This window comes from Natrialbaceae archaeon AArc-T1-2 (assembly GCF_030273315.1).
Lineage (GTDB): Archaea > Halobacteriota > Halobacteria > Halobacteriales > Natrialbaceae > Tc-Br11-E2g1.
In genome coordinates, this window is sequence record NZ_CP127175.1 from 34,341 (window position 1) to 59,326 (window position 24,986).

General features: G+C 53.6%; 22 protein-coding genes and 3 pseudogenes. 11 read left to right on the forward strand and 14 right to left on the reverse strand.

Going from position 1 to position 24,986, the window contains the following annotated elements; translation table 11 throughout:
* Positions 1-72 precede the first annotated feature (72 nt).
* Both QQ977_RS16080 and QQ977_RS16085 read right to left on the reverse strand, forming a co-directional pair.
* Positions 73-978 (reverse strand): hypothetical protein, encoded by a 906-nt coding sequence (locus QQ977_RS16080; protein ID WP_285928887.1) that lies wholly within the window; start codon positions 976-978, stop codon positions 73-75.
* Positions 968-1,390 (reverse strand): hypothetical protein, encoded by a 423-nt coding sequence (locus tag QQ977_RS16085; RefSeq protein ID WP_285928889.1) that lies wholly within the window; start codon positions 1,388-1,390, stop codon positions 968-970. Before QQ977_RS16085 ends, QQ977_RS16080 begins: the two co-directional genes overlap by 11 nt.
* Before the next feature lie 235 nt (positions 1,391-1,625).
* Between QQ977_RS16085 and QQ977_RS16090 the strand changes: the two genes are divergently transcribed.
* The gene (locus tag QQ977_RS16090) at positions 1,626-1,886 is read left to right on the forward strand and encodes a MarR family transcriptional regulator (protein ID WP_285928890.1); all 261 of its coding nucleotides are present in this window, start codon (positions 1,626-1,628) and stop codon (positions 1,884-1,886) included.
* Between the two features lie 272 nt (positions 1,887-2,158).
* Here QQ977_RS16090 and aglM read toward each other — a convergent pair whose 3' ends face one another.
* Positions 2,159-3,442 carry a UDP-glucose 6-dehydrogenase AglM gene (aglM, locus tag QQ977_RS16095; protein WP_285928891.1) on the reverse strand — a complete coding sequence of 428 codons (1,284 nt, stop codon included), beginning with the start codon at positions 3,440-3,442 and terminating at the stop codon, positions 2,159-2,161.
* Positions 3,443-3,546: 104 nt separating this feature from the next.
* Here aglM and aglF point away from each other — a divergent pair, with 104 nt between their 5' ends.
* Entirely contained in the window at positions 3,547-4,290 is a 744-nt protein-coding gene (gene aglF, locus QQ977_RS16100; protein WP_285928893.1) for a UTP--glucose-1-phosphate uridylyltransferase AglF, read from the forward strand.
* A gap of 271 nt (positions 4,291-4,561) precedes the next feature.
* On the opposite strand, the gene QQ977_RS16105 is transcribed toward aglF, so the two are convergent.
* The gene (locus QQ977_RS16105; RefSeq protein WP_285928894.1) at positions 4,562-5,371 is read right to left on the reverse strand and encodes a hypothetical protein; all 810 of its coding nucleotides are present in this window, start codon (positions 5,369-5,371) and stop codon (positions 4,562-4,564) included.
* A gap of 145 nt (positions 5,372-5,516) precedes the next feature.
* Positions 5,517-5,679 (reverse strand): annotated as a pseudogene (locus QQ977_RS16110) (IS4 family transposase); the annotation flags it as partial.
* Positions 5,680-5,803: 124 nt separating this feature from the next.
* Here QQ977_RS16110 and QQ977_RS16115 point away from each other — a divergent pair.
* The 5 genes and pseudogenes from QQ977_RS16115 to QQ977_RS16135 all read left to right on the forward strand — a co-directional run.
* Positions 5,804-6,477: pseudogene (locus QQ977_RS16115) on the forward strand (IS630 family transposase); the annotation flags it as partial.
* 173 nt (positions 6,478-6,650) lie between these two features.
* Entirely contained in the window at positions 6,651-7,922 is a 1,272-nt protein-coding gene (locus QQ977_RS16120; RefSeq protein WP_285928896.1) for a polysaccharide pyruvyl transferase family protein, read from the forward strand.
* A gap of 441 nt (positions 7,923-8,363) precedes the next feature.
* Positions 8,364-9,827 carry a flippase gene (locus QQ977_RS16125; protein WP_285928897.1) on the forward strand — a complete coding sequence of 488 codons (1,464 nt, stop codon included), beginning with the start codon at positions 8,364-8,366 and terminating at the stop codon, positions 9,825-9,827.
* A gap of 530 nt (positions 9,828-10,357) precedes the next feature.
* Complete coding sequence (locus QQ977_RS16130) at positions 10,358-10,759, forward strand: hypothetical protein (protein WP_285928898.1); 402 nt, start codon at positions 10,358-10,360, stop codon at positions 10,757-10,759.
* 118 nt (positions 10,760-10,877) lie between these two features.
* Positions 10,878-12,584 (forward strand): hypothetical protein, encoded by a 1,707-nt coding sequence (locus QQ977_RS16135; protein WP_285928899.1) that lies wholly within the window; start codon positions 10,878-10,880, stop codon positions 12,582-12,584.
* A gap of 50 nt (positions 12,585-12,634) precedes the next feature.
* Here the strand turns inward: QQ977_RS16135 and QQ977_RS16140 are convergent, their stop codons facing one another.
* From QQ977_RS16140 to QQ977_RS16155, 4 genes are all read right to left on the reverse strand, one after another.
* Complete coding sequence (locus QQ977_RS16140) at positions 12,635-13,837, reverse strand: glycosyltransferase (protein WP_285928900.1); 1,203 nt, start codon at positions 13,835-13,837, stop codon at positions 12,635-12,637.
* 79 nt (positions 13,838-13,916) lie between these two features.
* On the reverse strand, positions 13,917-15,041 hold the full coding sequence (locus QQ977_RS16145) for a glycosyltransferase family 4 protein (RefSeq protein WP_285928901.1): 1,125 nt from the start codon (positions 15,039-15,041) through the stop codon (positions 13,917-13,919).
* A gap of 12 nt (positions 15,042-15,053) precedes the next feature.
* Positions 15,054-16,151 carry a glycosyltransferase family 2 protein gene (locus tag QQ977_RS16150; RefSeq protein WP_285928902.1) on the reverse strand — a complete coding sequence of 366 codons (1,098 nt, stop codon included), beginning with the start codon at positions 16,149-16,151 and terminating at the stop codon, positions 15,054-15,056.
* Positions 16,151-17,467, reverse strand: a complete 1,317-nt coding sequence (locus QQ977_RS16155) for a nucleotide sugar dehydrogenase (protein ID WP_285928904.1) — start codon at positions 17,465-17,467, stop codon at positions 16,151-16,153. Before QQ977_RS16155 ends, QQ977_RS16150 begins: the two co-directional genes overlap by 1 nt.
* Positions 17,468-17,730: 263 nt before the next feature.
* On the opposite strand from QQ977_RS16155, the pseudogene QQ977_RS16160 reads away from it, so the two are divergent.
* Positions 17,731-18,179 (forward strand): annotated as a pseudogene (locus QQ977_RS16160) (NUDIX hydrolase).
* Positions 18,180-18,201: 22 nt separating this feature from the next.
* Here the strand turns inward: QQ977_RS16160 and QQ977_RS16165 are convergent.
* Positions 18,202-18,696 (reverse strand): metal-dependent hydrolase, encoded by a 495-nt coding sequence (locus tag QQ977_RS16165; protein WP_285928905.1) that lies wholly within the window; start codon positions 18,694-18,696, stop codon positions 18,202-18,204.
* 31 nt (positions 18,697-18,727) lie between these two features.
* Complete coding sequence (locus QQ977_RS16170) at positions 18,728-19,612, reverse strand: IS1595 family transposase (protein WP_285928950.1); 885 nt, start codon at positions 19,610-19,612, stop codon at positions 18,728-18,730.
* 237 nt (positions 19,613-19,849) lie between these two features.
* Between QQ977_RS16170 and QQ977_RS16175 the strand changes: the two genes are divergently transcribed.
* The 3 genes from QQ977_RS16175 (at position 19,850) to QQ977_RS16185 (ending at position 22,243) form a co-directional block, all read left to right on the forward strand.
* Positions 19,850-21,169, forward strand: coding sequence for an RNA-guided endonuclease InsQ/TnpB family protein (locus QQ977_RS16175; RefSeq protein ID WP_285928906.1), 1,320 nt, complete (start codon positions 19,850-19,852; stop codon positions 21,167-21,169).
* 107 nt (positions 21,170-21,276) lie between these two features.
* Positions 21,277-21,801, forward strand: a complete 525-nt coding sequence (locus tag QQ977_RS16180; RefSeq protein ID WP_285928907.1) for a DUF7342 family protein — start codon at positions 21,277-21,279, stop codon at positions 21,799-21,801.
* Between the two features lies 1 nt (position 21,802).
* Positions 21,803-22,243: a hypothetical protein gene (locus QQ977_RS16185; RefSeq protein WP_285928908.1), complete on the forward strand. Its 441-nt coding sequence runs from the start codon at positions 21,803-21,805 to the stop codon at positions 22,241-22,243.
* Between the two features lie 236 nt (positions 22,244-22,479).
* Here the strand turns inward: QQ977_RS16185 and QQ977_RS16190 are convergent, their stop codons facing one another.
* The 3 genes from QQ977_RS16190 to QQ977_RS16200 all read right to left on the reverse strand — a co-directional run bounded on the left by QQ977_RS16190 (position 22,480) and on the right by QQ977_RS16200 (position 24,884).
* The gene (locus QQ977_RS16190; protein ID WP_285928909.1) at positions 22,480-23,772 is read right to left on the reverse strand and encodes an RNA-guided endonuclease InsQ/TnpB family protein; all 1,293 of its coding nucleotides are present in this window, start codon (positions 23,770-23,772) and stop codon (positions 22,480-22,482) included.
* Positions 23,773-24,035: 263 nt separating this feature from the next.
* Positions 24,036-24,671: an IS1096 element passenger TnpR family protein gene (locus QQ977_RS16195; RefSeq protein ID WP_285928910.1), complete on the reverse strand. Its 636-nt coding sequence runs from the start codon at positions 24,669-24,671 to the stop codon at positions 24,036-24,038.
* Between the two features lie 3 nt (positions 24,672-24,674).
* The gene (locus QQ977_RS16200) at positions 24,675-24,884 is read right to left on the reverse strand and encodes a KTSC domain-containing protein (protein ID WP_285928911.1); all 210 of its coding nucleotides are present in this window, start codon (positions 24,882-24,884) and stop codon (positions 24,675-24,677) included.
* Positions 24,885-24,986 lie beyond the last annotated feature (102 nt).

Here is a 24,986-nt window from a genome sequence, read left to right on the forward strand (position 1 = left end):
GGCTCTCTCGAGGTCGCTGTCTCCCCCCTGTCCCCGGTTATCCGAGGACGTCAGCTGTCACCGGCACTCCCGTCACTGGTCTGTGGATCCCGTTGTCTCCCCAGGGATATCCACATCCGCCGGCAGGACGATCCGGCGTTCGGTGTACTCGAGGCCGTTCTTTCGCTCGGTACGCCTTCTGATGGCGAGGCGGTTCCTCGAGAGATCGAGCAACGGATCGATCATCCGCGAGACCAGCTTCTTCGCGTAGGCGTCACTGATGCCGGGTTCCTGTCTGCGGATCCAGTGTTTGAGATCGCTGGCCGTGACGTACGCCTTGATCCCAGCGCCGCCAGGTTCCCAGGGATCGTCGCCGACGCTCGCGTCCGTCCGTGCCTTCCAGAGTTTCGCGGCCAGTCTCGTCGGCAGGGCACTGGTCGTCGACCGAAGCATCTCCTCGTCCATCCGGGCCAGTTGCTGGATCGGCAGCAGGTCGCCGTAGGCGAGGGTCACCTCACCACCGCGTGCGAGTGGGTCGGCCTGCTCGGGCAGGCGATAATAGGTGTGGCCGTCGGCTTTCGTGATCCGCTCGAGTGTGCCCCCGGCGACCTCGAGTTCGGTTTCGTCGACGGTGTCGGCCCGGAGATGCGCCCCCTTCTCGAGTTCGCGGGCCTGGAGCTCGCGGACGCGGTCGTTGGTCGCCTCGAGCTTTCGCTCGTGGGCCTCGAGGCGCGCCTCGATCCGGGCGTCTCTCGTCTCGAGATCGTCCTCTACGTCCTCGACGTGTGCCTCGAGGTCCGCGACGCGTGCGTCCAGGCGTTCGTTTTCGGCCGTGGTCTCCTCGAGGTCGGCCTCGAGGGCCGCGATCCGCTCGTCTTTCGCCGCGAGCTCGGCCTCGAGGTCGTCGATATGGGACTCGAGAGCGGTCAGGCGGGCCTCGAGGTCTCTCGTCGGGTCCCGGCTCTGGCGCTCGAGCGCCGTCGCGCCGTCAGTTCCCATCGTCTGCACCCCCATCGGCTCCGAGTTCGTCCGTACACCCGTCTCGATCGTCCGTACACCCGTCTCGAGACGCGACCACTCCCGGCTTCGGGCCGAGCCACGACGTCGACGCGACGCCTCGAGCCCGGACCATCCCATCGTCGTCCGACAGCGCCCGGCGTGCACACTCGACTTCCGCACGGATCTCCCGGCAATGGCGCGTGAACTCGCGGCGCTCGTCGTCACTTCGGCTGGCGCTCTCGAGGAGAGCGGCCGCGAGGCGGTCGATGGCCTCGAGGCGGGCTTCGTCGGTGAGGGCGTTCGGGTCTGGTATGTGGTGGTCGGATGTGTGGTGGTCAGTCGTCTGGTCGTCGGTCGTTGCTTCGCGCGGTCGGTCGGGGTTTTTATGTCCCCGTGAATCCTCGTTCGACATGGCTTCCGTAGGGCGGATACGGGAGCTACTCGCGGACTCGGTGGGGCAAACACCGGTCCGCTATTCTGTGACTCAGCGCTTCAGAGAGCCACGTATAGCTTCCGTACTGAAGAACATACTCTCTATTGACATAAGTCTTGACAACGTTCGTCGATAGGAAAAAACAACGTTCGTATACAGTCCTTGGACAGATAGTGCTGACTTTTCTGTACCGCTGGCGCGAACTCACAAACAGATGGTAGAGCGGGTTCCCTGGATGGCTCCTGTCGACTACGAGATTATGCTCTTTTTCGATGAATACCCGATCTTGGTTTCCCCGAAAGTGCTCGCAGTGAATATCGAGTACGATCGTCAGTACGTGAGCAGACGATGTAGCGCACTCTCGGATGCGGAACTGTTGGAATCCGTCGACACCGGCCTGTATCAACTGACCGAGAAAGGACAGGCGTACCTTGAGGGCGAGCTCGATGTGAGTGAACTCGAGCAAGAGAAATAGGAGAGTATTCTCGAGAGAATAACACCTCGAAAGCCCCGAGTCGCTCGAGGGCTGCGACTCGCTGCGGTCCTCGCCTCGCTTCGCTCGGCTGTGGTCCTTACTCCGCGAGGCCTTCGGCCTCGCTGATCCCTCGCTCGCTCCGCTCGCGAGGACTTCGTCTCGCACCTCGAGCGCCTCGCCCCTTACAGTCCCACCCGTGGTGTAAGGTTAGGCGGCTATCGCCGGCGGATGCGTAGTCTGCGTTTAAATGGTCTCAATCAGATCGAGCGACGTTACCAGGTCAGTCCTTCGTAGGTGATTCCCTCCCGACGCTGGATGATCCGTCGTCCGTCGACGACCACCGGTGTCGCCATCGCATTGAACTCCTCGTCGAGCGTCGCGAACTCGTCCCAGTCGGTGACGATGACGGACCCATCGGCACCCTCGAGGGCGTCCGCTGCCGACTCCGTATACTCGACGTCGGGGAATCGTTCTTGCATTGGCTCGACCGCGACTGGATCGTAGGCCACGATCTCGGCTCCGCGGTCTTCGAGACGCTCGATCATCGGGATCGCACGCGAATTTCGGATGTCGTCTGTCCGGGGTTTGAACGAGAGTCCAAGGACCGCGATTCGAGCACCCTCGAGATCGACGTGTCCTTCGAGCAATTCGAGCATGCGTGCTGGCTGGCGGTCGTTGACCTCGACGGCGGCCTCGAGGACGGCCGGATCGTACCCTTCCTCGCGTGCGGCGGCGATGATCGCGTCGACGTCCTTCGGGAAACAGGAGCCACCCCAGCCGACGCCGCTTCGGAGGAACTGCTCGGAGATGCGGTCGTCGAGGCCGATCGCGCCCATCACCTCGTAGGCGTCGAGGCCGAACTCCTTGCAGATGTTTCCGAGATCGTTGACCAGGCTGATCTTCGAGGCGAGGAAGGCGTTGTTCGCATACTTGATCATCGACGCCGTCTGCGGGTCGGTCTCGACGACTGCCGTGTCTTCGTCAGTTAGTGGCTCGAAGACGTTCTCGAGGCGCTCCGTTGCCCACTCGGAGTTCGTACCGAAGACGAGCTTATCCGGATTCTGGAAGTCGTCGACAGCGCTTCCTTCCCGGAGGAACTCGGGATTCATTCCCACCTCGACGGCATCGTTTCCGTCCGCACCGTTTCGGACCGCCGGCCCGAGGACGTCCGTAATACTCGGTGGCGTCACCGTGCTCTTGATCACGACCAGGTGGCGCTCGTCTTTGTCGGCGAGAGCTTCGCCGGTGGCTTCCGCGGCCGCGCTCAGTGCGGTGAGGTCGATACTGCCGTCGTCGTTCGATGGCGTCCCGATCGCGAGGAAGGTGACGTCCGATTGGGGAACGGCGTCGTAGGAGGTGGTGGCCTCGAGGCGGCCGCCGATGTTGGCTTCGATGAGTTCCTCGAGACCGGGTTCGGAGATGGGGGCTCGGCCGTCGTTGAGTGTGTCGACGATCTCTTCGTCGATGTCGATCGCCGTTACCTCGTGGCCGATATCCGCGAAACAGGCTGCGATCGTCGTCCCGACATAGCCGCTTCCGATAACCGAGATGTGCATTGGTGGGGATGCTCGGGGCGACTGGTATGAACGTTATGATATTCAAATTGAAGATTATCGATAATCAGAAAGTCTTTGTAGAGGTATCCACTAAACTGTTAGCTATGCAAGCAGTCGTTCTCGCGGCAGGTGAAGGAACGCGACTTCGCCCGCTCACGGAAGACAAACCGAAAGGGATGGTAGAAGTCGACGGACAGCCGATTCTCACCCACTGTTTCGACCAGCTGGTCGACCTCGGTGCAGACGAACTCGTCGTCGTCGTCGGCTACCTCAAAGAGAAGATCATCGATCACTACGGCGACGAGTATCGCGGCGTCCCGATCACCTACACCCATCAGCGCGAGCAAGCCGGCCTGGCACACGCGCTATTGACCGTCGAGGAACACATCGACGACGACTTCATGTTGATCCTCGGGGATAACGTGTTCCATGCGAACCTCGAGGACGTCGTTCGGCGTCAGAAAGAAGATCGAGCGGACGCCGCGTTCCTCGTCGAGGAAGTCCCATGGGAGGAAGCCTCTCGATATGGTGTCTGTGACACCAACCACTACGGCGAGATCACGGATGTCGTCGAGAAGCCGGAAGACCCGCCATCGAATCTCGTCATGACCGGCTTCTATACGTTCACGCCGGCGATCTTCCACGCCTGCCATCTCGTCCAGCCCTCCAATCGCGGCGAATACGAGATCAGCGAGGCGATCGACCTGCTGATTCAGAGTGGCCGGACGATCGACGCGATCGGCCTCGAGGGATGGCGAATTGACGTCGGCTATCCCGAAGATCGGGACGAAGCCGAGGGGCGGCTGCAGGACAATGAGCAGGTTGCGCTCGAGGCTACCTCGGACTGACGATCGGATCGCGTCCGGCATTTTTTCACGCTAGGGGTGGTTCAGAGGCCTTTATAGGCTCTGTGCTGCCCGATCTAGTCACCACTACAAGTGGAATTTCCATCTTTAAATCTACTGAGTCAGGGCTTGAGACTCGTTCTGCACCACCACCATACTATATACTCCAGGACCCGGTTTGCTTAACATTCTCTGATCTAAGACGGAGCAAGGGCGGCTAATCTACTAAATCTCCGGTAGTGATCGTTAAGGAAATCACGACCAGAAATATATGTTATACTTCAACTAGCTCTTGGACCTTCATACTATGCAATTTCGCTTGAATTGGTGTTACATCATCATCTTCCCAGAGAATGATTGCACAAGACCCACGCCGAAAGTATCTTGAAAAATCAATATCTTTCAGCAATACTTCACCATCAACCTTCAGTATGAATTCATTCTCGATCGATTGTATCACGACATGATGTTCTTCATTGTTAGACATTACACAAGGCGTTTTATTTAGACTATTATGGAAATCACCATTTAGAACAATATCATAATGGAAATGATTGTCTTGGTGACGGAACCGATAACGGTTATAAAAGTCATGATATCTAAAACCAAATTGTAACTCTTTGAACTGTGACTCTCTTGAAACTACAAATTCCCATTGGAAATTACGCCACGAGTGCTCTACGCGATCAAGGTACAAGTACACCCACCTATCTTCTTTCCCTGCAGGAACATCAACCGAGAAGGCATCATCACCGTCCCATGTCAATCGCTCTTTAGGATGTTGCGTATTATCTAGGACTGTCAACGAGCGACCTTCTCGTAAAGCGCGACGATGCTCCCACCGATTGACCACTCGTTCCCAATCTTCAGTATGATATGTCCAATTGGGGTCCTGGTTTTCAAGTGGATACAGAGTCTTACCAACTGTCCATTTACTCTCACTCTTGAGACGTTTATGGAAATTTTTTCTTATAGAGTATGCATTTCGTTTTACCGTCCTTGCCCCGAACCGAAGCCCAGCTCGAAATAAGGATTTCTCCTTATCTTTACGAACTTCGTTTGCGCGGCCAATTATCTTATTCATATGAACCGACTATTTCTTGATGTAACTTAATCATACCTCTTCTAGTGTTGTTTCAAGCATGACGTGATACCGTTAAGCTACCGTACGGCCTCTAGAACAGCCTTATGGGAGGAAAGAAGTATATCGTTGATCCATCTGTGTTCGGTTAAGGCCAAACCTCCGTGATGAAGGCTTGAGCCACTCGTTTATCTAAGGTGAGGCGTGATCTCTCTGGTTGGCGAGCCTCACGACGCCAATTCGGGAAGGTTCGGTGGTGGATGTCCCAGAGCAAGTGCGAGCTCTGCAAGCACTGGCTGGGCGGCCGACCGAACGTTGCATCGGCGATCATCGTATCGCGGAACTGGGTGAGTTGCGGTGCGATGGTGTGCGGAACCGCGACCTCCTTATACTATCGGCTAAAAGTTTTTCAAGAAAGAGAGACATTGATCGAATATGAACTCTCTCGACAACGTCTCTACTGAAGACCTCCGCCAGGTCTTGGCGGAGGTCGAGGGAAAGAAGCCAGCGCAGCGGCTGATGGCGGCAATCAATTACCTCGAAGAAGACGACGCGACGTTAGAAGAGGTCGCTGAACGCTATGGATATACCGCTGGTTGGCTCTCGCGGTGGCTTGATCGACTCGAACGGCTCTCCGACGAGCCGTTCGAGGAGGTCGTCTACGACGAACAACGCTCAGGAAGGCCCTCAGAACTCTCCGACGAAGAGTACGAACGGTTCGTTGAAGCACTCCACAAGTCACCGGAGGACGTTGGAATTGACGCGCCTGCGTGGTCTGTTCCACTAGCTCGTCACTATCTCTCCGAGAAATTCGGCGTTGAGTACTGTGAGCGCCACGTTCGACGGTTGATGGCCGAGGCCGGGCTGTCCTGGAAGACAGCCCGGCCGGAGTTTCACAAGTCCGACGAACGAGCCCAAGAGGCCTGGGAAGAAGGGTTCAAAAAAAGCTCGACAACTTGGACGACGAATACACAATCCTGACCATCGATCAGACGCGTCAGGTTCTCTCGACGCTGATCTACGCATGGTTTCCAGAAGGGGAGCGCCCGTCACTGCCGGTGACGGGCGCGTGGGACAGCATCAAACTCCTCGGGGCAGTCAGCGACAGCGTATGAGTGTTGGAGAGAGTTCAGGTATTACAAGATCTCTCTACGCGGTTTCTGAAGATAAGCTCATCAAGACGCTGGCGTCTGTCGGTTTCGCTCCTTAACCGAACACGGATGGGTCGAATACATAAGACTTAATTATCTCCTAAATGATATTAGTGACCACTATAAAGATAATGAAAAACGAACTCAACAAGGCTGGATTTGGTGCTGCACTTGGTAGCCGGTTGGCTTTAGATCGGCTGAAAGGTAATGGGACGGCAAGAACTTCCAATGATTGTGAGAATATTGTAATTGTTGGTGGTGATCTCTGTAACAAAGGTGCACAGGCAATGACATACACTTTAGTTGATCAGTTATCTAGACGCTTTCCACAAAAAGAGATATACCTGTTTTCGTCTCGAGATTATTATAGGGACACCGATCAGAATAGAAAATTCACATTCAATATACTACCTTGGGGTGTGGAGTATCGATCGAAAATCCTGGCTAGAAAACTCCCATCGAATGTGGAATTAGAAGAGTATGAAGAAATAAAGAGAGTTCTAAATGATTGTAAATTCATGATAGATATTAACGGATATGCTTTATCATCTCAGAGAGGGTTTGCCCGTTCTCTTTTATATATGTCAAATATTTCTGTTTGTAAAAGTTTATCTATCCCTATGTATATTTTCCCGCAATCAATTGGACCATTTGATTATGGCATGGGAAAAAGCAATATAATGGATGCATTTTTAAATTTGTATTTAGACTATCCTCAAAAGATATATTCTAGAGAGCAAGAAGGCGTTACCTATGCGAAAAAATACACGAACAATGATGTTGAGAAGAGCTTTGATATCGTATTACAATTTGACGAATATCAGACTGGAAATATATTTAAGAACCCTCCAGACCTACGAAAAATCGAAATAGCTGATAATGCAGCTGGTATTATTCCAAATTCTAAAGTAAAAGATCGGATGAATGAAAAAGAATTTTATAATATGAACAAAGAAATTGTGAATAATCTTCTGGATAAAGGAAAAGATGTATATATAATACGTCATGCGGAAGGTGATAAAGAGATTTGCCAAACGATATCACAAATATTTTCCTCAGTAGATGGAGTTCACACGTTAAGTCAAGATTATGACCCAATTACATTAGAGACTATTATTGGTGATTTAGATTACATAATTGGTTCGCGGTATCATTCGCTTATTCACGCATATAAAAACAGTGTGCCTGCTGTTGCGATTGGATGGGCAACAAAATATCGCGAGCTCCTTAGTGAGTTTGATCAGCTTGAGTACTTTTTCGAATCAAGATATAGCATTGATATTAAGACTCTTGGTGATGCTATAGAGAAGATGGAATCAAATTACAAGAATGAAAGTGAAATTATAGCGAAGAAAAGGAAAGAGATACAGAGTCAAAATATACTGAGTGAACTTCCTAGTTAGACATAGCCTATTGCACCTTCAATATTAGCTGGGTATCAGTAGCTATATCTGTACACTGATGGTAGGATTTGTACAGCAAAAGCGGCGAAATAGGGGTTGGATCCGCACTAATTTTGAAGACGTGCAACGGGCTATGAACAGGTGGAGTCAGGCGAGTTCTGGTAACGAACTCGCCTGACGAGACGGGCTGGATCGCCCGGACTGGTCAGCGACGGCTCTAGAACGGGGCGCACTCACGACCGCGAGTGCGCCGCCTTCGACGGGAGACATGACCAAGAACCGGCTGGTTTGCTGGAACAGCAGCTATCTCGGAATGATCGCGGTCAGACTCAACGCAATTTCGGCGTGATCGCCGTCTCAGTCAGCCGCTAAGCTAGAACGGATGCCTTGTAACCAATCAGACTCGTTAAGTATATCCGAATCCCCTGTAACACCTAACTAATGGGGTTGATTGAAAGGCTAGGAAAGAGATTTAGAGCAGAATTTATAAGTCGAATAGTCACAGTCATTGCTGGAGGTGCTCTACTTGTTATATTAGCTCGTTTATTAGATCCAGATAACTATGGTCTTCTTTTCCTTGCAATCTCTATACTTGAGGTTACAAAATACATAAGTAGATTAGGTATTGGAAGCTCTGCTGCAAGATATATTGCTGAGTATAAGGAAACAAATCCAGGTCAACTTCCGCACATTCTGCGATTCTCGTTCTTATTAAACATAATATCTATAATTGTGGTATGTTTTATACTATTTTCAACCCATGAAAAGATTGCTATTTTAATAGGTGAATCTGATCTTATCCCTCTCTTACTTATTGGGATTCTATTTGTTGCTTTCGCCACCATTTTAAGATATGTTCGGAAAACACTGCAAGGGTTTGAATCAATCGAAGCCAGTGCTGTCTTATATTCAACAAACTCTATAATTCGATTTTTACTTGCAGTTGGGCTTGTGATGCTCGGATATGGTGCGATCGGTGCCCTTATTGGATATATAGTTGCCTTTGCAGTGACTTCTCTAGTTGGCCTGATGTATCTATACATACACCACTACCGAAATACTGAATCAGAATGTCGAGAGCCTAATCTACGGCGGCGGATTGCAGAATATACCATTCCACTAACCGCAACAGACACAGCAACAGTTATTGACAACCGTTTTGATATACTTCTAGTTGGGTATTTTCTCGGTCCCCTCGCTGTAGCTTATTATACAATCGGGAAGCAGATCGTTACTTTTCTTGAGGCACCGATGTCAGCACTGGGCTTTACTCTTTCTCCTTCTTTCGAGGTTCAAAAAGAAAAAGGAAATGTAGAGAAGGCGGCTCGGTTGTACGAACAAGCACTCACACATAGTTTACTGCTATACATTCCTGCTGCTGCGGGACTGATACTTGTTGCAGAACCAATGTTAGAGATTGTATTTGGTGAAACGTATACAGGAGCAGCACCCGTTTTGCAAGTGCTAGCGATCTATGCAGTACTCCAAGCAGTGACAAAACTAACAAGTGATAGTTTAAACTTCCTTGGCCGGGCACGGTCACGAGCTATTGCGAAGGGAATAACCGCATTTGCAAATGTTATTATGAATATCCTTCTAATTCCATTAATAGGGGTTGTTGGGGCAGCAGTTGCAACTGTAATTAGTTATTCGTTCTACACTCTTGCAAACGTATACATTATGCAGTTGGAATTTGACATTCGAATCGATTGGCTACTCCACCAATTCATGATCATAATTATAATAACTGTGGCAATGTCCGTACCAGTCTATCTAACTGTTAGTTACATTTCGGGGTTTGTATCATTATTTTTGGTAGTGATTATAGGTATAGTGATGTGGTTGGTGCTAGTGATTGGAAGTGGAATGGTTGACCTTCGACGCGCTGTTTCAATATTGAAATAATCTCCTCCGACAACCATAAAAAGTGAATTAATAATAAATTGCAATTGACATTTCAACCGATTGGTATCGCCGGCCCAAGTCATTACAATGATATAGTGATTCGGTAAAATATGATGAATGGATGATGGGTGGTGTCTCCAGACCTATTCATCTTGGGTCGACACCAACCCCTCGTACATCGTAATTACAGCGTTTATTTATTTTCGCTCACCATACTCTATCCAACGATGCAGGTACGATCAGTTCTCCTCGAGTTCTTCGGGCCACCCGGTGTAGGAAAGTCGACAATTGCGAGAGAGGCAGAAGCGCGATTGCGCCAACGAGGATATCGTACGACAAATGTGATCTGCGATAATTCAAGAATAGATAATCCAATCCACAGAAATATAGACAAGCTCAAATATATTTTACTTTCCCATAGTAGAGGAATAACTAGTTCGAAAGGGTTGTATGATGTTTTGAAAGTAAGTAATCAAACTGAACGAGGTCGATTCTGGAACCTGTACTTGTACAGTCATTTCATACGAGGTGTGAAACAGTCCGTTCACGGGACTCGCGGCGTTCATCTCCTCGATCAAGGCGTACTACAATTCTGTTGGGCACTTCAGTACTCTGGTCGAAAGAACGTCTCTCCCGCCGAGCTCGTGGAGTACTATCCTACGTTCGATGAACACGTAGTCGTCTTCGTCTCGGCGGACACCGAGACACTGTATCAACGCCTGGAGGGACGAGATATCGGACGGTCAAAGGTAGAGGACGAGGAAGTGACCAAACCCAAGATCGAGGCGATCAAACACGATATGAGCGCTTTGTTTGACTTTGTCGAGTCTGAACGTAGAATGACCAGTATTCGACTGGACAATGATAAGCCTGTAGATGTAGTCGCCGAGTCGCTAATAGGGAAACTGAAAAGCCAGAGCGAAGTTGAATAGCCGTGCTCTCCACAACATGTTAAAATGAAACCAATGTATTGACTGCCATGCTCATCGGCTGTTGATCGGTGTCCTACTATCACAGTATTTATAATTCCGCGTGAATTCTATCTGGGTGATGGGAAAAGCCGTTTCAGAGGACTTTCGGTTACCGCTTATCATTGCTTTTCTCGGCATAGCGGGGATGTTTTTTGCCGGCCACCAGACGGGGCGCATCTACCCAGCTGTGCTATTCATTTTCTTCGGTACCGTTGTACTTCTACTCGGTATTGCGCTCTTCGGAGGGTCGCTTTTCGGCACCGTCTCTGGAGCGATACTCGTAGCGATTGGATACCGATTGTCGATATTACACGTCCCAGCCACGACTATTGGTGAGGCAACTACTCGAAACGCTGTTTGGATGGAGGATGTCGTTAGCGAGGGAACAACCGCGGTGATCCCTTCGCCCTTTTATCGTGAAGCACCTCTACATATCCTCCACTCGTCGGCTTCAGCGATGATTCTCGATATTCACTCCCAGCAGACGTTTTATATATATGCTATCCTTCTCGCGATAGCACTCCCGTTAGTGGCCATCATCTTGGCCCGGTCGATCGGCGTCACTCAACGGCGTGCACTTGCTGCGGCCGCTCTTCTCGCTATCGCAACTACGGAAGGTATTCGACGGTCGTACTGGGTTATCCCGCAAGCCCATGCAGCGGTCTGGTACTGGCTGATTCTACTCTTCCTGATGAAGATGGTCACTAAACCAGACAAACGCTTTTACGAGATTATTCTCGTTTTGACTGTTGCTATTGCGTTTACGCATAAATTACCGTTATTACTGATTGCACTGATATTTGTCGCACTGTTAGGCTTGTACTTTACCGATCGACTGATTTGGAAAGACATTGCGGGGCTCACCCCTACACAGCAGGTCCTCTCACTGGGTGCGCTGATAGGGAGTGTGACGTTAGCCCAGTGGCTGTATATCGGCGGACATATAAATCATGTCGTCGCTCGCGTACTGAGACTATTCAGAACTGATGGGCCTGTAGGTAGCAGTGGATTTGAACCTACTGCGGCTACGGAAGCTCGTACAGGAATACTCGCAAATTTTTACGAATATCCCACTTGGATGATTCTCTACGTCGAACGCCTGCATATCTTCTGGATCCTCTTAATTGGTGGAATAACATGGTTGTGTCTCCTGGTATACACGAGCGACGATCGGCATCGGCCGGAGATTTACGTCTTACTAGCAGGAGCGGCTGCTAGTGTGGTACTCATTCCGATCAGTGTGGCAACTGTCGACGCTCTCAATCCGACTCGTCTGCTTATGTTGGGAGAGCCCATTTTGATCGTATTAGCCGTCGGTATGGTAGCAAAGGCAGTCGAGATCGCACCGGACAACGTCCCCTGGGTCAAACTCTTTTTCGTGTTTATTCTCGCAACACAGGTGTTCGCTGCCTCTGCTGCGCCGGATTACGAGAATACACCGCGGTATTATCTCGACAGTACCGAGGCCCATTCAAAGACGATGCTCTGTGAGTACAGTGAAGGACCAGTATATACCGATCAAAACTATCACCGGGTAGAGGGAATCGATCGCGAAAACTGTGGTATCTTCGATCGATATTCGCGAGAGCCAACGGATGCGTTATATAACGCCAACGTGACACCATCAGAGCATCCGACGATCGCCTATAGACATGATCTTGATCTATATCAAGGGTATAACTCCAGATGGCACCTCACGTGGAATCCCGAACGGGAGTTCTCCGCCAACTACAGCAGCATATATAGCAACGAGGACGTCACGGTCTTCCACAACACTAGACAGTGATTATCGCGCCTGAAACGCTATCGGTTCGAACATACCGAAATTAGCGTATATCATCGACACTCGTTGAATACTGAAGTCAACTCTCGAGTGAGTTGTTTTCTCGTATATTGATCACGACTACTATCGGAACCAAGTTCGTCTGGTGCCAAATCAAGCAATTTCTCCAACCGTGATGTGATCTCCGTCACATCATCGTGGTTGGCAGTATATGCGTGATCGAATGGTTCAAGAATCTGCGCCAGTGCACCACCCTCTGGTGTAATTGCTAAAACTGGAATATCACATGCAATATAATCGTAGGTCTTCGCAGGAACGTGAGTCGGGTCATTTTTGCGGGTTATGATCAAACCTATGTCAGAGTTCTTAATGTTTTTAACGACGGTTGGAAAGTCTGCATAGCCGCGTTTATCAATCAGTTCGTCAAGGTCCATTCGTTGTGCCTGTTCAAAGAAGGCTCGAGTGTGTTTCCTATTCTTGTCTCCGAAATGTAATAGCGTAATGTCGTTCGAATCAGATACCGCCTTAAGAGCTTTGAGAAGCCCGTTCGTGTTGTCCCGGAACCGACCTGGATAAATTATTCGCGTCTCATCGGCTTCATCGATTGAAGAGGGAGAGACAGTATAATCGTCCGGATCATATCCGTTTGTAATCGTAGTAAACGAATCTACATACTCAGGATAAGTACTCGAGTAAAGCGCTTCCATCTCAGGCGTGTTGAGGATTACTTTGTCTGCGTACTTGACCACTATCTGTTCAGCCTTCTGATTAACCCATCTCCAGATCGGGTTTTTGACAGATTTTATACTAGAGAAGATGTCATCGTTTATATACCAGGGGTCACGGAAGTCAACGAAGTATGGGACGTCAACGCGGCGTTTCACCCATGCGACAGCTGGAAGTGAGTAAAACGGTGGCGCGGTCTGATAGACGGCGTCGATGTCGTATTCTTCAACCAGTTCCGGAATCTTCTTCGCTAAAATGGGGAGGCGTCGTGTATCACCAAGTGATCTGTCGATCGAAGATATCGGGACGTCAACATAGATGCGCTCCTCGGGAATGTCTGCTATCGAGGCATACTGGTTGTGGTTCACGTCGTCGGCCACAAATTGTTTCTGACGCTCGTGAGGAAGAGAAACGACGTACGGCTTCCATCCGTACTCGGGTAGATACTTCACGAATTTCGCGGAACGGAATGCACCGACTCCGCCGCCTGGTGGAAAATACCTTGAGACAATAAGTACGTTTCCGGTCATTAGTGGATCAAAAGTTCAAGGTCGAAATCAGTATTTCTATTTTATATACCGTGGTACAGATTCGGAGACGAATCCGTCGCTACCGCTTCGGTTCCCCACAGATCTTCTTTAGCTGGGCTGTTGTACGTTCGACTGTTTTCTGCCAAGAGTGGTTACTTAAAACTCGCTGACGTCCTTTCTCTCCCATTTGTTCACGTAGCTCTTCATCCATGATCAACTTTTCAATGCTTTGAGCGAGTGCATCTGCATCTCTCAAGGGGACGAGTGATGCGGCATCACCAACGTGCTCTTCAGACACCTCCGGAATATTTGACATTACGACTGGCGTTTCACAAGCCCAGGCTTCCATGGCAACACGGGGTACAGCAGCTTCGGTCAGCGTTGGAGAAGCCAGAATCTTACTCTCATTATATACTTGTGGCATCTCTGAATACGATAGTTCGCCGGTGAAGGTAACTCGATCAAATATTCCGTGTTCTTTACACTGTTCTATCAAGTCCGCCTTCAATGAGCCGTATCCAACTATTTTTAGGTTGAGGTCAGGATGGTTGTCAGCGACTGAATTAAACGCCTCGATTAAATAAGACGGACCTTTTCCTTGCTCCAGCCGGCCAACGAAGAGGATCTGGTCTTTTTCTTCAATCTCGGGATCCGGCTTGAACATCTCACAGTCAATTCCGTTTGAAATCACAGAGACGGGTGCCGATACACCTCGGTCTCGGAGTTCCTGTTTTGCCAAATCTGTGTAGCAGAACACGCGATCCGCAGTATTTAGTGTTGGACGAGCTACTGTCGGAATGAATACCTTTTGCAACAATTCTGGAGCAGTCTGTGAAAATAGCCCATGATTAGTTACTGCTAACGGAATATCTGTGAATTTACCAAATAGTGCAGCCATATTTGATGAAAAGTACAGGTGAGAATGTGCATGGACCACGTCGTACTTGGGTATTAGTTTTCGAAGTGAGTTAAGAATCCCCGGGATGATACTGTTCCCAGCTGGCCGAACGATCTGTCGATGGCGGATAATTGAGTATCCGTCCCTTTCTTCATACTTTGGGAGCGAGCGGTCACCATTATCAGATGTGAGAATTGTCACATCGTGACCCATACCCGCTTGCATACTAGACATCTGATGGACATGTAGACCAACGCCTCCGGGTTTTTCTGGATGGAGGCTACTTGCAACTCGTAGTATTTTCATAGTATCTGACCTTTAATCTTTCACTTGAACTTCTTTGCTCTCATTTACCTGCATGTCAAACAGCATGGCAAACATCACGAACATGCTGCCCATCGTGAACAGCATCATGCTGACCGACGCCCGGATGAACAGCCCACTCCCGAGCACGAGCGTCGCGTACAGTGACCACAATCCACCAAGAATACCCAGCCCCGCCGTCGCCGCCCCGAACAGGTAAAACAGCGCGAGCGGGTGGAAATCCAGCACGAGGTACTTCACCTTCAGTCGCCAGAAGAAGTTCCGGAGCAACATCCCCGACACCTTCCGGATGTAGGTCGTGTAGTCGATCGAGGACTCCTCGTCGCCGTACACCGCCGGTATCGCGACGTCGGCCACCCGCATCCCCTTGGCGTTGAGTTTTACGAGGATGTCGTTACAGTAGCCGTAGTACTCGTACATGTTCTCGATCCCGACGTTCGCCAGCGCGTAGTGCGAGATCGCCGTGTACCCGTTCTGTGGGTCCATTGTCTTCCAGTAGCCGGAGGCGATCTTCGTCAGGAACGTCAGGATGGAGTTGCCGAAAAACCGGAACGGTGGCATATCCGACCGGAACTCCTTGTACAGCAACCGGTTGCCCTTCGCGTAATCGGCCTCGTCCTCAACGATCGGATCCAGCAGTTTCGGCAGCTGCGAGAGGTCCATCTGGCCGTCGCCGTCCACGGTGGGGACGATATCGACCCTGTCGGCCAGCGCTGCCAGGTAGCCCGTCTTGATCGCCCCGCCGGCACCCAGGTTCTCGCGGTGCTGGATCGGGACGACCCGGCCGACGGCGTCATGGACGACTGCTCGTTGCTCGAGCATACTCGCCCCGCTGTCAGGAACGGCGCTATCACCGCCGCCGCCGTCGGCCACGACTTCGGCCGTCAACGCACCCTCGTCGAACTCGAGTTCCGTCTTCTCGGCGTCTTTTTCGGCGGCCTCGAGGATCTCCTCCCACGTGCCGTCGGTCGAGCAGTCGTCGATGAGGTACATCCGGTCGACGTACTCGGGCATCTCGCGGATGACGTCGCCCACGAAGCCCTCCTCGTTGTACGCCGGAACGACGACGCCGACGCTATGTTCCCGATACATTACAGTTTCCGGTACGTAAATCCGTTCTCGAGCGCGGCCGTTTCGAACGTCCCATCGACGTCGACCAGCACCGGATCGGAACGCATGTCGTAGCGCAGGTCGGCGAAGTTCAGGCCGTGGAACTCGCTGTGTGGCGTCCCGATGACGAGCCCGTCGAAGCCGTCGACGTCGAGTTCTTGCTGGACCTCGATCCCGAACTCCGCGCGCATCTGGTCGTCGTCGGCGTGGGGATCGAAACCGACGACCTCGACGTCGTACTCCCTGAGGTGATCGATGACGCCGTCGATCGCCGACGTTCGGATATCGTCGACGTCGGGTTTGTAGGCCAGTCCGAGCACGAGCACGCGGCTGTCCTTGAGGACCTTCCCGCTCTCGTTGAGCGCCTTGATCGTCTGTTTGGCGACGTGGGTCGGGACGTACTCGTTGACCTCCCGGGCTTTCTCGATCAGCTCGGGTTCGAACCCGTTCTGTTTGCTCTCGTAGATCAGGTAGAACGGATCGACGGGAATGCAGTGACCCCCGACCAGCCCGGGCCGATAGTCGTGGAAGTTCCACTTCGTGCCGGCGGCCTCGAGGACGGCCTCCGTATCCAGATCAAGGTGATCGCACGCGATGGCGAGCTCGTTCACCAGCGCGATGTTCAGATCTCGCTGGGTGTTCTCGACGCACTTCGCCGCCTCGGCGGCCTCGATCGTCGGCGCACGGTGGACGCCGGCGTCGACGACCGTCTCGTAGAGCGAAGCGAGGTCCTCGAGGGTCTCCTCGTCGAGCCCGCTGACGATCTTCACGACGTTACGCAGGCCGTGTTCCTCGTCGCCCGGCACCATTCGCTCGGGCGAGTAGCCGACGCCGAACTCCTCACCGGCCGCCAGTCCCGAGGCCTCCTCGATCGCCGGCACGAACACCTCCCTGGTCGCACCCGGATAGACTGTCGACTCGAGGACGACCGTCGTCCCCGGCTCGATCTGCTCCCCGACCGTCCGGCCGGCGCTTTCGACGAGCCCCAGGTCGGGTTTCTCGAGGTCGTCGACGGGCGTCGGCACGGCGACGATGACGTACTCGGCCTCGGAAATCGCGGCCGCGTCTGTCGTGAACTCGATCGCGCTGCTCGCGATCGCTTCGTCGCCGACGTCGCCCGTCGGATCGGTGCCGTCCTCGAGCGTCTCTACTTTCTCCGGGTCGACGTCGATTCCCCTGACGTCGTAGCCTTCTCCGTCGAACGCGTGAGCCAGTGGAAGCCCCACGTAGCCGAGACCAACGACGCAGATAGTAGCTGATATCGAAACACTCGGATCGTCGTACAGTCGCTTGCTCATTGAATCATCCCCGTAATTGTTCGGTGCCGGATCCCTAACCACCGAGTCGCGGACAGCCCCTGGTTGATCCGTGGCAGTCTTTCGCCCCTCAACCCTGCCACCATCACCCTCGCTGACACCTTGGCTGGCGGTAATTTCCGAGTCAAGTGATATATATCTACTGGCTCAGTGGTCACCGTCTCGAGGGATCTATCGCGTGAGCTGACCCGAGCGAGCCCATCTCCTCAAAGTATTTATTAGTTTTTACAGGCGTTTTGACGCCAATGGGAGAGATGGAGGCGGTTCACGCCGAGAAGGCGTGTGCTTACGTTACGCGAAACGGCACCGAATTGTTAGTTTTTGAAGGGCCGGAACACGACGGACTTCAGGTACCGAAAGGGACGATCGAATCCGATGAAACACCGCGGGAGGCCGTCGTCCGCGAAATTCGAGAGGAAAGCGGTCTCACGGACCCTCGGTCGATTCGACACCTCACCACCGACGTCTGGACGCGCCGACGAACGCCGCCGAAGCGCTACCGGCGACACTTCTTTCACGTGGCTGTTGACGAGAATCGCGAGTCGTGGACCCACGTCGTGACCGGCACTGGCGCGGAGCAGGGACTCGAGTTCGAGTACATCTGGATCGAGGTACCGACCGATGGTCGTTCGCCCTGGCATTGGACGCCCATATCGATACGTTGCCCGGTGTTGCCGCCGAACGTCACGGCTGAGGAGGTCGTGTCCGGATCCGGCTTAGCCGACCCGACCGAGACCGGGAGCGCCCTCGAGCAGCCAGACCCCAAGCGCGACGACGAGGACGGTCCAGTTCACGGCCAGCGAGTACTGCGGGGGCACCCACAGCCCGCCCTCCCACACCGACCACGGGCCGAGCGGCCAGAACAGAAACGTCGTCGAGCCAGACGCAAGCACGGCGGTGTAGGCGTCGGCAGCGATGTGTGACAGATACCCAAGCGAGAACGCCGCGCCGGCGTCGACGCGGTCGTACTCGGCGGCGATCGGCATCACGAGCAGGATGACGACGGTCGCAGTCAAAAGCGAGTGACCGAGCGACCGCCCGGACGCGAGGATACCGAGCTCCCACGCCAGTGGCTTGTCGACGAGGTCGGGAAACAGCGCACCGACACAGACCGCGAGGATCACGAGTCGATCCGGTCGGACCCAGCCGACGACGCGACGGAACGCCGCATACACGAGGTAGCCGACGCCGAGGTGGCCGCTGACGAGCACGATTTGCCGTACGGAATCTACATACTAACGCTCATCTGTAGAAGTCAGTACTTAGGATTTTCTCGAACCACCGGTCTGTGTTGAGTGTAAGGCTGAAGAAGTTCAAATAGCCCTGTAAGTGGTGTTTTGAGACGCCTCGGAACCTTCGCAACCAGTTGCGAAGGAAGCTGTGACGGTTCTCACAGCTGTTGACGTAAGCATCACCAACGACGTAGTGTTCATCGTGATTGATGGCGAGATGGCCATCAATCTCGTCGTACTCGTCGATTCCGTCGTAGATGCTGTACTGGTCTGTGCAGAGGATCGCCGGGTCGTCTTCATCACCGTATTCGACGATGTCCTCGTCTACATCTTCGAGATCCTCACGAACGAGGAACCGAACTCGTCCGTCGGAGCGACGGACGAGTGTCACGACTGGCGGTTTGTCTGACTCGAAGGTTCCGCGTCCTTTTTTGAGCCCGCGATCACGCGGCTCATCTTGATCAAGACCTTTCTCACCAGCCACGACGTAGATCTCGTCAGCTTCGCAGACACCAGTGAGATCAAACTCTGGATCGTCGTCAAGAGCGTCTTGGACTTCATGAACGAAGTCCAAGACCGTCTTGTATGTTCGGTCAAGTTCCTGAGTTATCTCTGATGTCTTATCTTCTTCCATTCCTCGAATGATATGGAACATCTCCGGGAGAGAAAGCTTGTGCTCGGAAAATATGGTCTCGGTAAGATCATTGAAAATGCTGTCACAGTTGTGACAACGATAGCGTTGAGCGCCCTTTCTCGTCGTCCCTTTCTTGATCGTGTCCGCACTCTCGCAGTGCGGACACGTTACCTCATCTGGCCATCGCTGATCACGGAGATATTCCAGACAATCGTCCTTGTCAGGCAGAAATACCTCGTCTACGCTCTCTCTGCTGACCATCTTGAGGCCAGTTACGAACTCCACTCACAAGGAAGTATTCACTGCTACAGATGAGTGACTCACCTAATTGCGAGGCGGAGGCCCCGTCCTCAAGGAGCAACGCAGCGACCAGAAGGGAGCGAGTAGCGCAGTAGGGCGGGGAGGAGCCGACGACACTGCTTCCTACCACGTACAGTAGCAGGCCGACTCCCAAAAACCCAAACCTAATAAAGAAATAGTCCAATATGTGAAATAGGGATGGAGGTCATCCGCACCGTCAAGGTCAAACTCAACGTACCCGACCAGCGACGGGCCGACCTTCATCAAACCGCTGAGCAGTTCCGCTACTGCGCCAATCAAACCAGCGAGTGGGCCTGGCGCGACTCCTCGAACGAATACTGCGTTACCAGTAAATCAAAGGCCGAAGACGCACTCTACGACCGTCTTCGAGACGAAACCGACCTCACTTCCAACCTCGTCCAGAAGGGGATTCGGCGTGGTATTGAAGCGGTCAAAAGCGGTGTCGAAGCATGGAAACGAGGCGACCGCACCAGCCAACCATACTTCGACGCGTGGAGTATTGTCTACGACAAGCGGAGCGCCACGTTCCACCGCGACCACGTATCCCTCTCGACCGTGAGTGGACGCGTCGAATGCGAGTACGTCCTCCCCGACAACACCGAGGGAACACCGATTGGTGACTACCTACTGAACGAAGACTTCGAGTTCCGAATGTCCACGCTTCAGTACGACCGATTCGAGGGCGCGTTCTACCTCCACGCCCGAATGAAACGCACCATACAAGACGGCGAAGACGAGCGTTCGAGTTCGGACACGCACAGCGAGAACTCAACAGTTCTCGGCGTGGACTTGAACGTTGACGGCTACTTTGCCGTCACCAGCACAGGTGCGTTCATCGAATCAGCAGACTACATCAATCACCGTCGGCGTGAGTTCGAGAAAACACGCGGAAGTCTCCAAAAGACGGGCACGCGGTCGGCACATCTGACCATCCAGCAGATGAGCGACCGCGAACACCGCTGGATACAGGATGTCCTTCACTCGATTGCAAATGATATCCTCAGTGAAGCCCGTCGAGTGGACACAACCCACATCGCGTTCGAGAACCTGACGGGCATTCGAGACCGTATGGCGAACGCCAAGCGGTTCCACGCGTGGGCGTTCCGCCAACTCTACGACTACGTCGAGTACAAAGGCGAAGCTGAGGGAGTAACGGTTGAGCAGGTGAGTCCCGCGTACACGAGTCAGCGGTGTTCGAAGTGCGGGTGTACGCTGGAGGAGAATCGCCCGTCGAAACACGAGTTCTGCTGTCAAAAGTGCGGGTATGAACTCAACGCCGACTACAACGCGAGCAAGAATATTGCTCGCAAGCTCGCCAAGCGTCTCCACTCGGGGCAGAAGTCTCCGAGTGGAGGAGCCGCCTATCAACTGGCTCTAACGTCGGGGACGCTGACCCTGAACGGCGATTTCCATACCTCCGACCGTGTGTCGGCAGAAGGGGAGTCCACCGACAAACCCCACCCTCAACGAGCGAGGTCGTCAGACCGAGCGAAGTAGGGTGGGGTAGTTGATAGTCGCCGTTGGAAAACCGCGGACGAAAACGAACCTGGGCCAGATATTTGGATTGGGGGCAAATTTATTGGATTAGGCTGTGTACCATCGGTATGGACGACTCACCCCGCGGCGTGAAAGCCTGGACGGAACAGACGACGGCCTTCGATCGAGTGCGTGCAATCGCACAGGCGATTGACCAGCCTCGAACGGCGGCGTACATCGCAACGGAGGCCGCAGTCTCGGAGACGACAGCACACGATCATCTCAAACGCCTCGTCGAGATGAGCGTCGTTCGAACGGTCTCGGGTGAGGATGCAACGCTGTACGAGCCCGATCCCCTTTATGCTCGGTTTCGGACACTACGCCGCCTCATTGACGAACACAGTCACGCAGAACTGCTCGAGTTGAAGGCGGACGTACAACAGCAGATAGAGGCGTTCGAACAGCAGTACGACGTGACCTCCCCTACCGAACTCCGGGAACAGGCAGCAGACGTAGCGACACCGGCGGAGACGATGCAACTCATGGAGGATGCGAGTGACTGGGAATTGAGCCACTACCATCTCTCCGTCGTCAATGACGCAATCGACAACTACAGCGAGTATACTGGGTTGGACAGCCGCGTTCGCGTCTAGTATGTATGCGTTCGACGGTGGCCACGAACCGCGCCGCGTGGCTCACGAAGCTTTACGACAGATTCGGACGGAACTCTCCCGCCATCCCGCGATCACTGGTGTCGAAGGACTCCCACACGATACGCTTCACAAGGAGTTGCGAGCAACCGTCGATCCAGCATTTATCGGGGCAGATACACCGAAGGGGACGTTGACCGTCCGATGGATCGTGGGCGATCCTGCTGATCCACCCCGGTTCATATTCCATTTTTCAGATGAGTCGGGTTTCGACTGTGGGTGGCATCACCACGAGCAGGATCATGTTGATGGCTGGGGGCACTTCCAAGAGCGAGAACACGAGCAAGACGAGTACACCTATCGGGCGTTCCAGTTCGGTAGCACGGAGCCCTCACGAGTCGTTTGGGAAGTCCTCGACGAACTCCAGACCGTTCTTCAAGAGTGACCTGCTCGCCTGTCACTCCCGACGTCAGCCCCGATACGCACAGACGCCGGTCCGCGGGGAGTTGACGTTCGGGAGGTATTGCGGGCGCTCACAGTCGTCTTCGTGGTCGGTCGCACACGCGTCACACATCCAGGCGCCTGGCCCGCGTTGCCACAGACAGGTCTGACAGACCGTCGTCGCCGGCTCCCCGCAGTTTCCACACTCGATCTCTGGGGGACTGTTTCGTGCCAGGAGCGTCAGCTACCAACGGCTGAAGCCGTTGGCTTGTCGGTGGACTCCCGTTCTGCCGACACGTAGGCGTCGGACGCCACTTCAGTAGCGTTCACGGTCATCGTCCCCGACTTCAGGGCGTACTGACAGAACGCCCCTCCAGCGGGGGACTTCTGCCCTCGCTGGAGTTTGAGTGCGAGTTTCCGGGCAACGTTTTTCGCTGCGTTGTAGTCGGCGTTCACCGAGTACGAACAGTCGAGACACTGGAAGTGCTGGCCGTCACGATTCTCTTCGAGCGTACAGCCACACTTCGAGCATTGTTGGCTGGTGTAGGATGGGTCGACTGTTTCGACCACGATGCCAGCCAATTCTGCCTTGTATTCGGTCTGTTCTTGCAGTTCGCGGAACGCCCACTGCTGAAACTTCTTGCCGTCGCTGATACGCGCTCGAATCTGCTCCAAGTCTTCGAAGGCGATGTGCGTACAGCCGTGGCGCTTGGCTTCCGCGACGATCTCTTTGGAACACTGGTGTAGGTAGTCTCTACTCCAGCGACCGAACCTGTCGTCAATGCGCTGGAACGTTAGGTGGGCACTCCGTGTCCCAGTCTGTTGCAGGCTGGCCCGCCGTTTCTCGAACTCGCGGCGCTGGTGGTTGAGGTAGTCGGCGTTCCCGACGAATGCACCCGTTGAGGTCACTGCAATGTGGTCATCAACGTTGCAGTCCACGCCAAGCACTCTCGAATGCTCGGCTTTCTCAGGACTGCTCACGTCGAGTTCCCGTTCCATTGCAGCGTGCAGGTAGAACTCGTCGGCTTCGCTGTCGTAGTGGACGGTGCTGGTCGAAAAGGAGTAGTCGTCGTTCAGCAAGTACTCGCCGTGTGGTGTCCCGGCAGGGTCGTCAGGTAGGTCGTATTCGCATTCGACTCTGCCGTTGACGGTGGCGAGACTTATTTTGTCGCGGTAGTAGGTGGCGGCTCGCTTGTCGTAGACAATGCTGAACGTGTCGTACTCTGGCTTGCTGGTGTTCTCGCCGTCAGCAAGCCGGTCAACGCAGTTGTCGATGTCGTCGGTGGCGCGTTTGATAGCCTTCTGGACGAGGTTCGCGTGCAGGTAGTCTGTTTCTTCACGAAGGTCGTCGTAGATGGCGTCTTCGGCTTCGCTCTTGCTGGTCACGCAGTCCTCGTCGGGGTAGCGCCACGCCCAGTCTGCGGTGCGGTTCGCGCAGTACTGGAATTTGTCGTTGGTGGCGTGGAGGTCACTCTTGCGGTCGTCAGGTACGTCCAGACGGACGCGAACCGTTCGAGTCACCTCCCACGCCATGTACGTCACAGTAATGGCTACTCTTTATTAATATTTACCACAGCGTTAGGGAGTCGGCAATGCTGTGTTCGGTGGATCGTTTCGCGGAGCTTACGCGCTTCCTCCCACCGCTAAAGCGGCTGTCTCTTACCCATAAGTTCGTCGAGTCCCAAACGGCTGTTTCAGACTCTGCCGAACCCGATATTCAATCTGAAGATCGATGCGAGGAGAGATTCAGGCGCTGATATCGGCGGTGGGAGGCTACTGAATGCTGGTAAGCGAGATCACCAAAATCGTTTCACAAGCGTGTTGCATCTGTAGATATCAGGATTTTCGGTCGGTTTCATCGATCTCGATACCGACTCAATTTGTGGGTAAGAGACAGCGCTAAAGCGGGTGGGCTTCCGCGCTGTTACCGCTGTGACCCCCTCCACTCCCGTCTCGACGGCGTCGGTTCCCCGCTTCTCGAGGCTCTCGATCGACCAGTCGCCGATGTCGACGACCCGGATCTCGAGTGCCGTCGTCGAGCCGAAGTCGTACTCGTAGGAAAACTCCTCGCCGGTCGTCGCCTCGAGGACGGATTCAATAGCGACGTCCATCGAGTGTCGCCCACCGCCGATCCCGTAGGCCGGCGTCTGGTCGTCGTAGGGCTTCTCGTATCGCGTGTTCTCGATCGTGAACGCGCTCATGTGGCCACAGCACTCGAGCCAGAACGCCCGGAGGAACGCATCGAGACTCGAGAGCGTCGTCTCCGCGTCGACCACGAGATGGAGCCAGTAGTCAGATCGTCGTGCGCCGGCGATCCGAAGGTGAAACGCCGTTCCGCTCCCGTCTCCCTCCGGCAGACACGTCCGGAGGTGGCGCGACATCCCGCGTTTCGTGTAGGTCTCTCCACAGAGGTAACAATCTCCGTCAGTCATGGGTTACCGAACTCGGACGTAACTCAGATCTCGAATGTGTCGGTTGAAGTACCGCCCGAGGGAATTGGCCGCCAGGAACTCGCGATAGATCTCCTCGGAGACGTCCCTGTACTGGTATATTCGTCCGTTCTGGAGTTCGACCTCCAGAACCTCTTCGTCCGGGTCGTAGCCGACGCTGTTGACCAGCGACGACGAGACCGATTCTCGGTCCATACGCGCGAATCCGTGAGCGGACCACTTAGTACGTCGCCCGTGTGCTCGAGGTCAAGTCCCGAAACCAGATTCCAGCGTGCTCGCCCTCTCATACGGATCGTT

Coding starts and splice junctions, on each gene's coding strand:
- QQ977_RS16170 (WP_285928950.1), bottom strand. CDS start 19,612: ATGGTCAGCAGAGAGAGCGTAGACGAGGTATTTCTGCCTGACAAGGAC.
- aglM (WP_285928891.1), bottom strand. CDS start 3,442: ATGCACATCTCGGTTATCGGAAGCGGCTATGTCGGGACGACGATCGCA.
- QQ977_RS16150 (WP_285928902.1), bottom strand. CDS start 16,151: ATGTATCGGGAACATAGCGTCGGCGTCGTCGTTCCGGCGTACAACGAG.
- QQ977_RS16125 (WP_285928897.1), top strand. CDS start 8,364: ATGGGGTTGATTGAAAGGCTAGGAAAGAGATTTAGAGCAGAATTTATA.
- QQ977_RS16195 (WP_285928910.1), bottom strand. CDS start 24,671: ATGACTGACGGAGATTGTTACCTCTGTGGAGAGACCTACACGAAACGC.
- QQ977_RS16105 (WP_285928894.1), bottom strand. CDS start 5,371: ATGAATAAGATAATTGGCCGCGCAAACGAAGTTCGTAAAGATAAGGAG.
- QQ977_RS16140 (WP_285928900.1), bottom strand. CDS start 13,837: ATGACCGGAAACGTACTTATTGTCTCAAGGTATTTTCCACCAGGCGGC.
- QQ977_RS16200 (WP_285928911.1), bottom strand. CDS start 24,884: ATGGACCGAGAATCGGTCTCGTCGTCGCTGGTCAACAGCGTCGGCTAC.
- QQ977_RS16080 (WP_285928887.1), bottom strand. CDS start 978: ATGGGAACTGACGGCGCGACGGCGCTCGAGCGCCAGAGCCGGGACCCG.
- QQ977_RS16135 (WP_285928899.1), top strand. CDS start 10,878: ATGGGAAAAGCCGTTTCAGAGGACTTTCGGTTACCGCTTATCATTGCT.
- QQ977_RS16190 (WP_285928909.1), bottom strand. CDS start 23,772: ATGGCGTGGGAGGTGACTCGAACGGTTCGCGTCCGTCTGGACGTACCT.
- QQ977_RS16180 (WP_285928907.1), top strand. CDS start 21,277: ATGGACGACTCACCCCGCGGCGTGAAAGCCTGGACGGAACAGACGACG.
- QQ977_RS16120 (WP_285928896.1), top strand. CDS start 6,651: ATGAAAAACGAACTCAACAAGGCTGGATTTGGTGCTGCACTTGGTAGC.
- QQ977_RS16185 (WP_285928908.1), top strand. CDS start 21,803: ATGTATGCGTTCGACGGTGGCCACGAACCGCGCCGCGTGGCTCACGAA.
- QQ977_RS16155 (WP_285928904.1), bottom strand. CDS start 17,467: ATGAGCAAGCGACTGTACGACGATCCGAGTGTTTCGATATCAGCTACT.
- QQ977_RS16175 (WP_285928906.1), top strand. CDS start 19,850: ATGGAGGTCATCCGCACCGTCAAGGTCAAACTCAACGTACCCGACCAG.
- aglF (WP_285928893.1), top strand. CDS start 3,547: ATGCAAGCAGTCGTTCTCGCGGCAGGTGAAGGAACGCGACTTCGCCCG.
- QQ977_RS16090 (WP_285928890.1), top strand. CDS start 1,626: ATGGTAGAGCGGGTTCCCTGGATGGCTCCTGTCGACTACGAGATTATG.
- QQ977_RS16145 (WP_285928901.1), bottom strand. CDS start 15,041: ATGAAAATACTACGAGTTGCAAGTAGCCTCCATCCAGAAAAACCCGGA.
- QQ977_RS16085 (WP_285928889.1), bottom strand. CDS start 1,390: ATGTCGAACGAGGATTCACGGGGACATAAAAACCCCGACCGACCGCGC.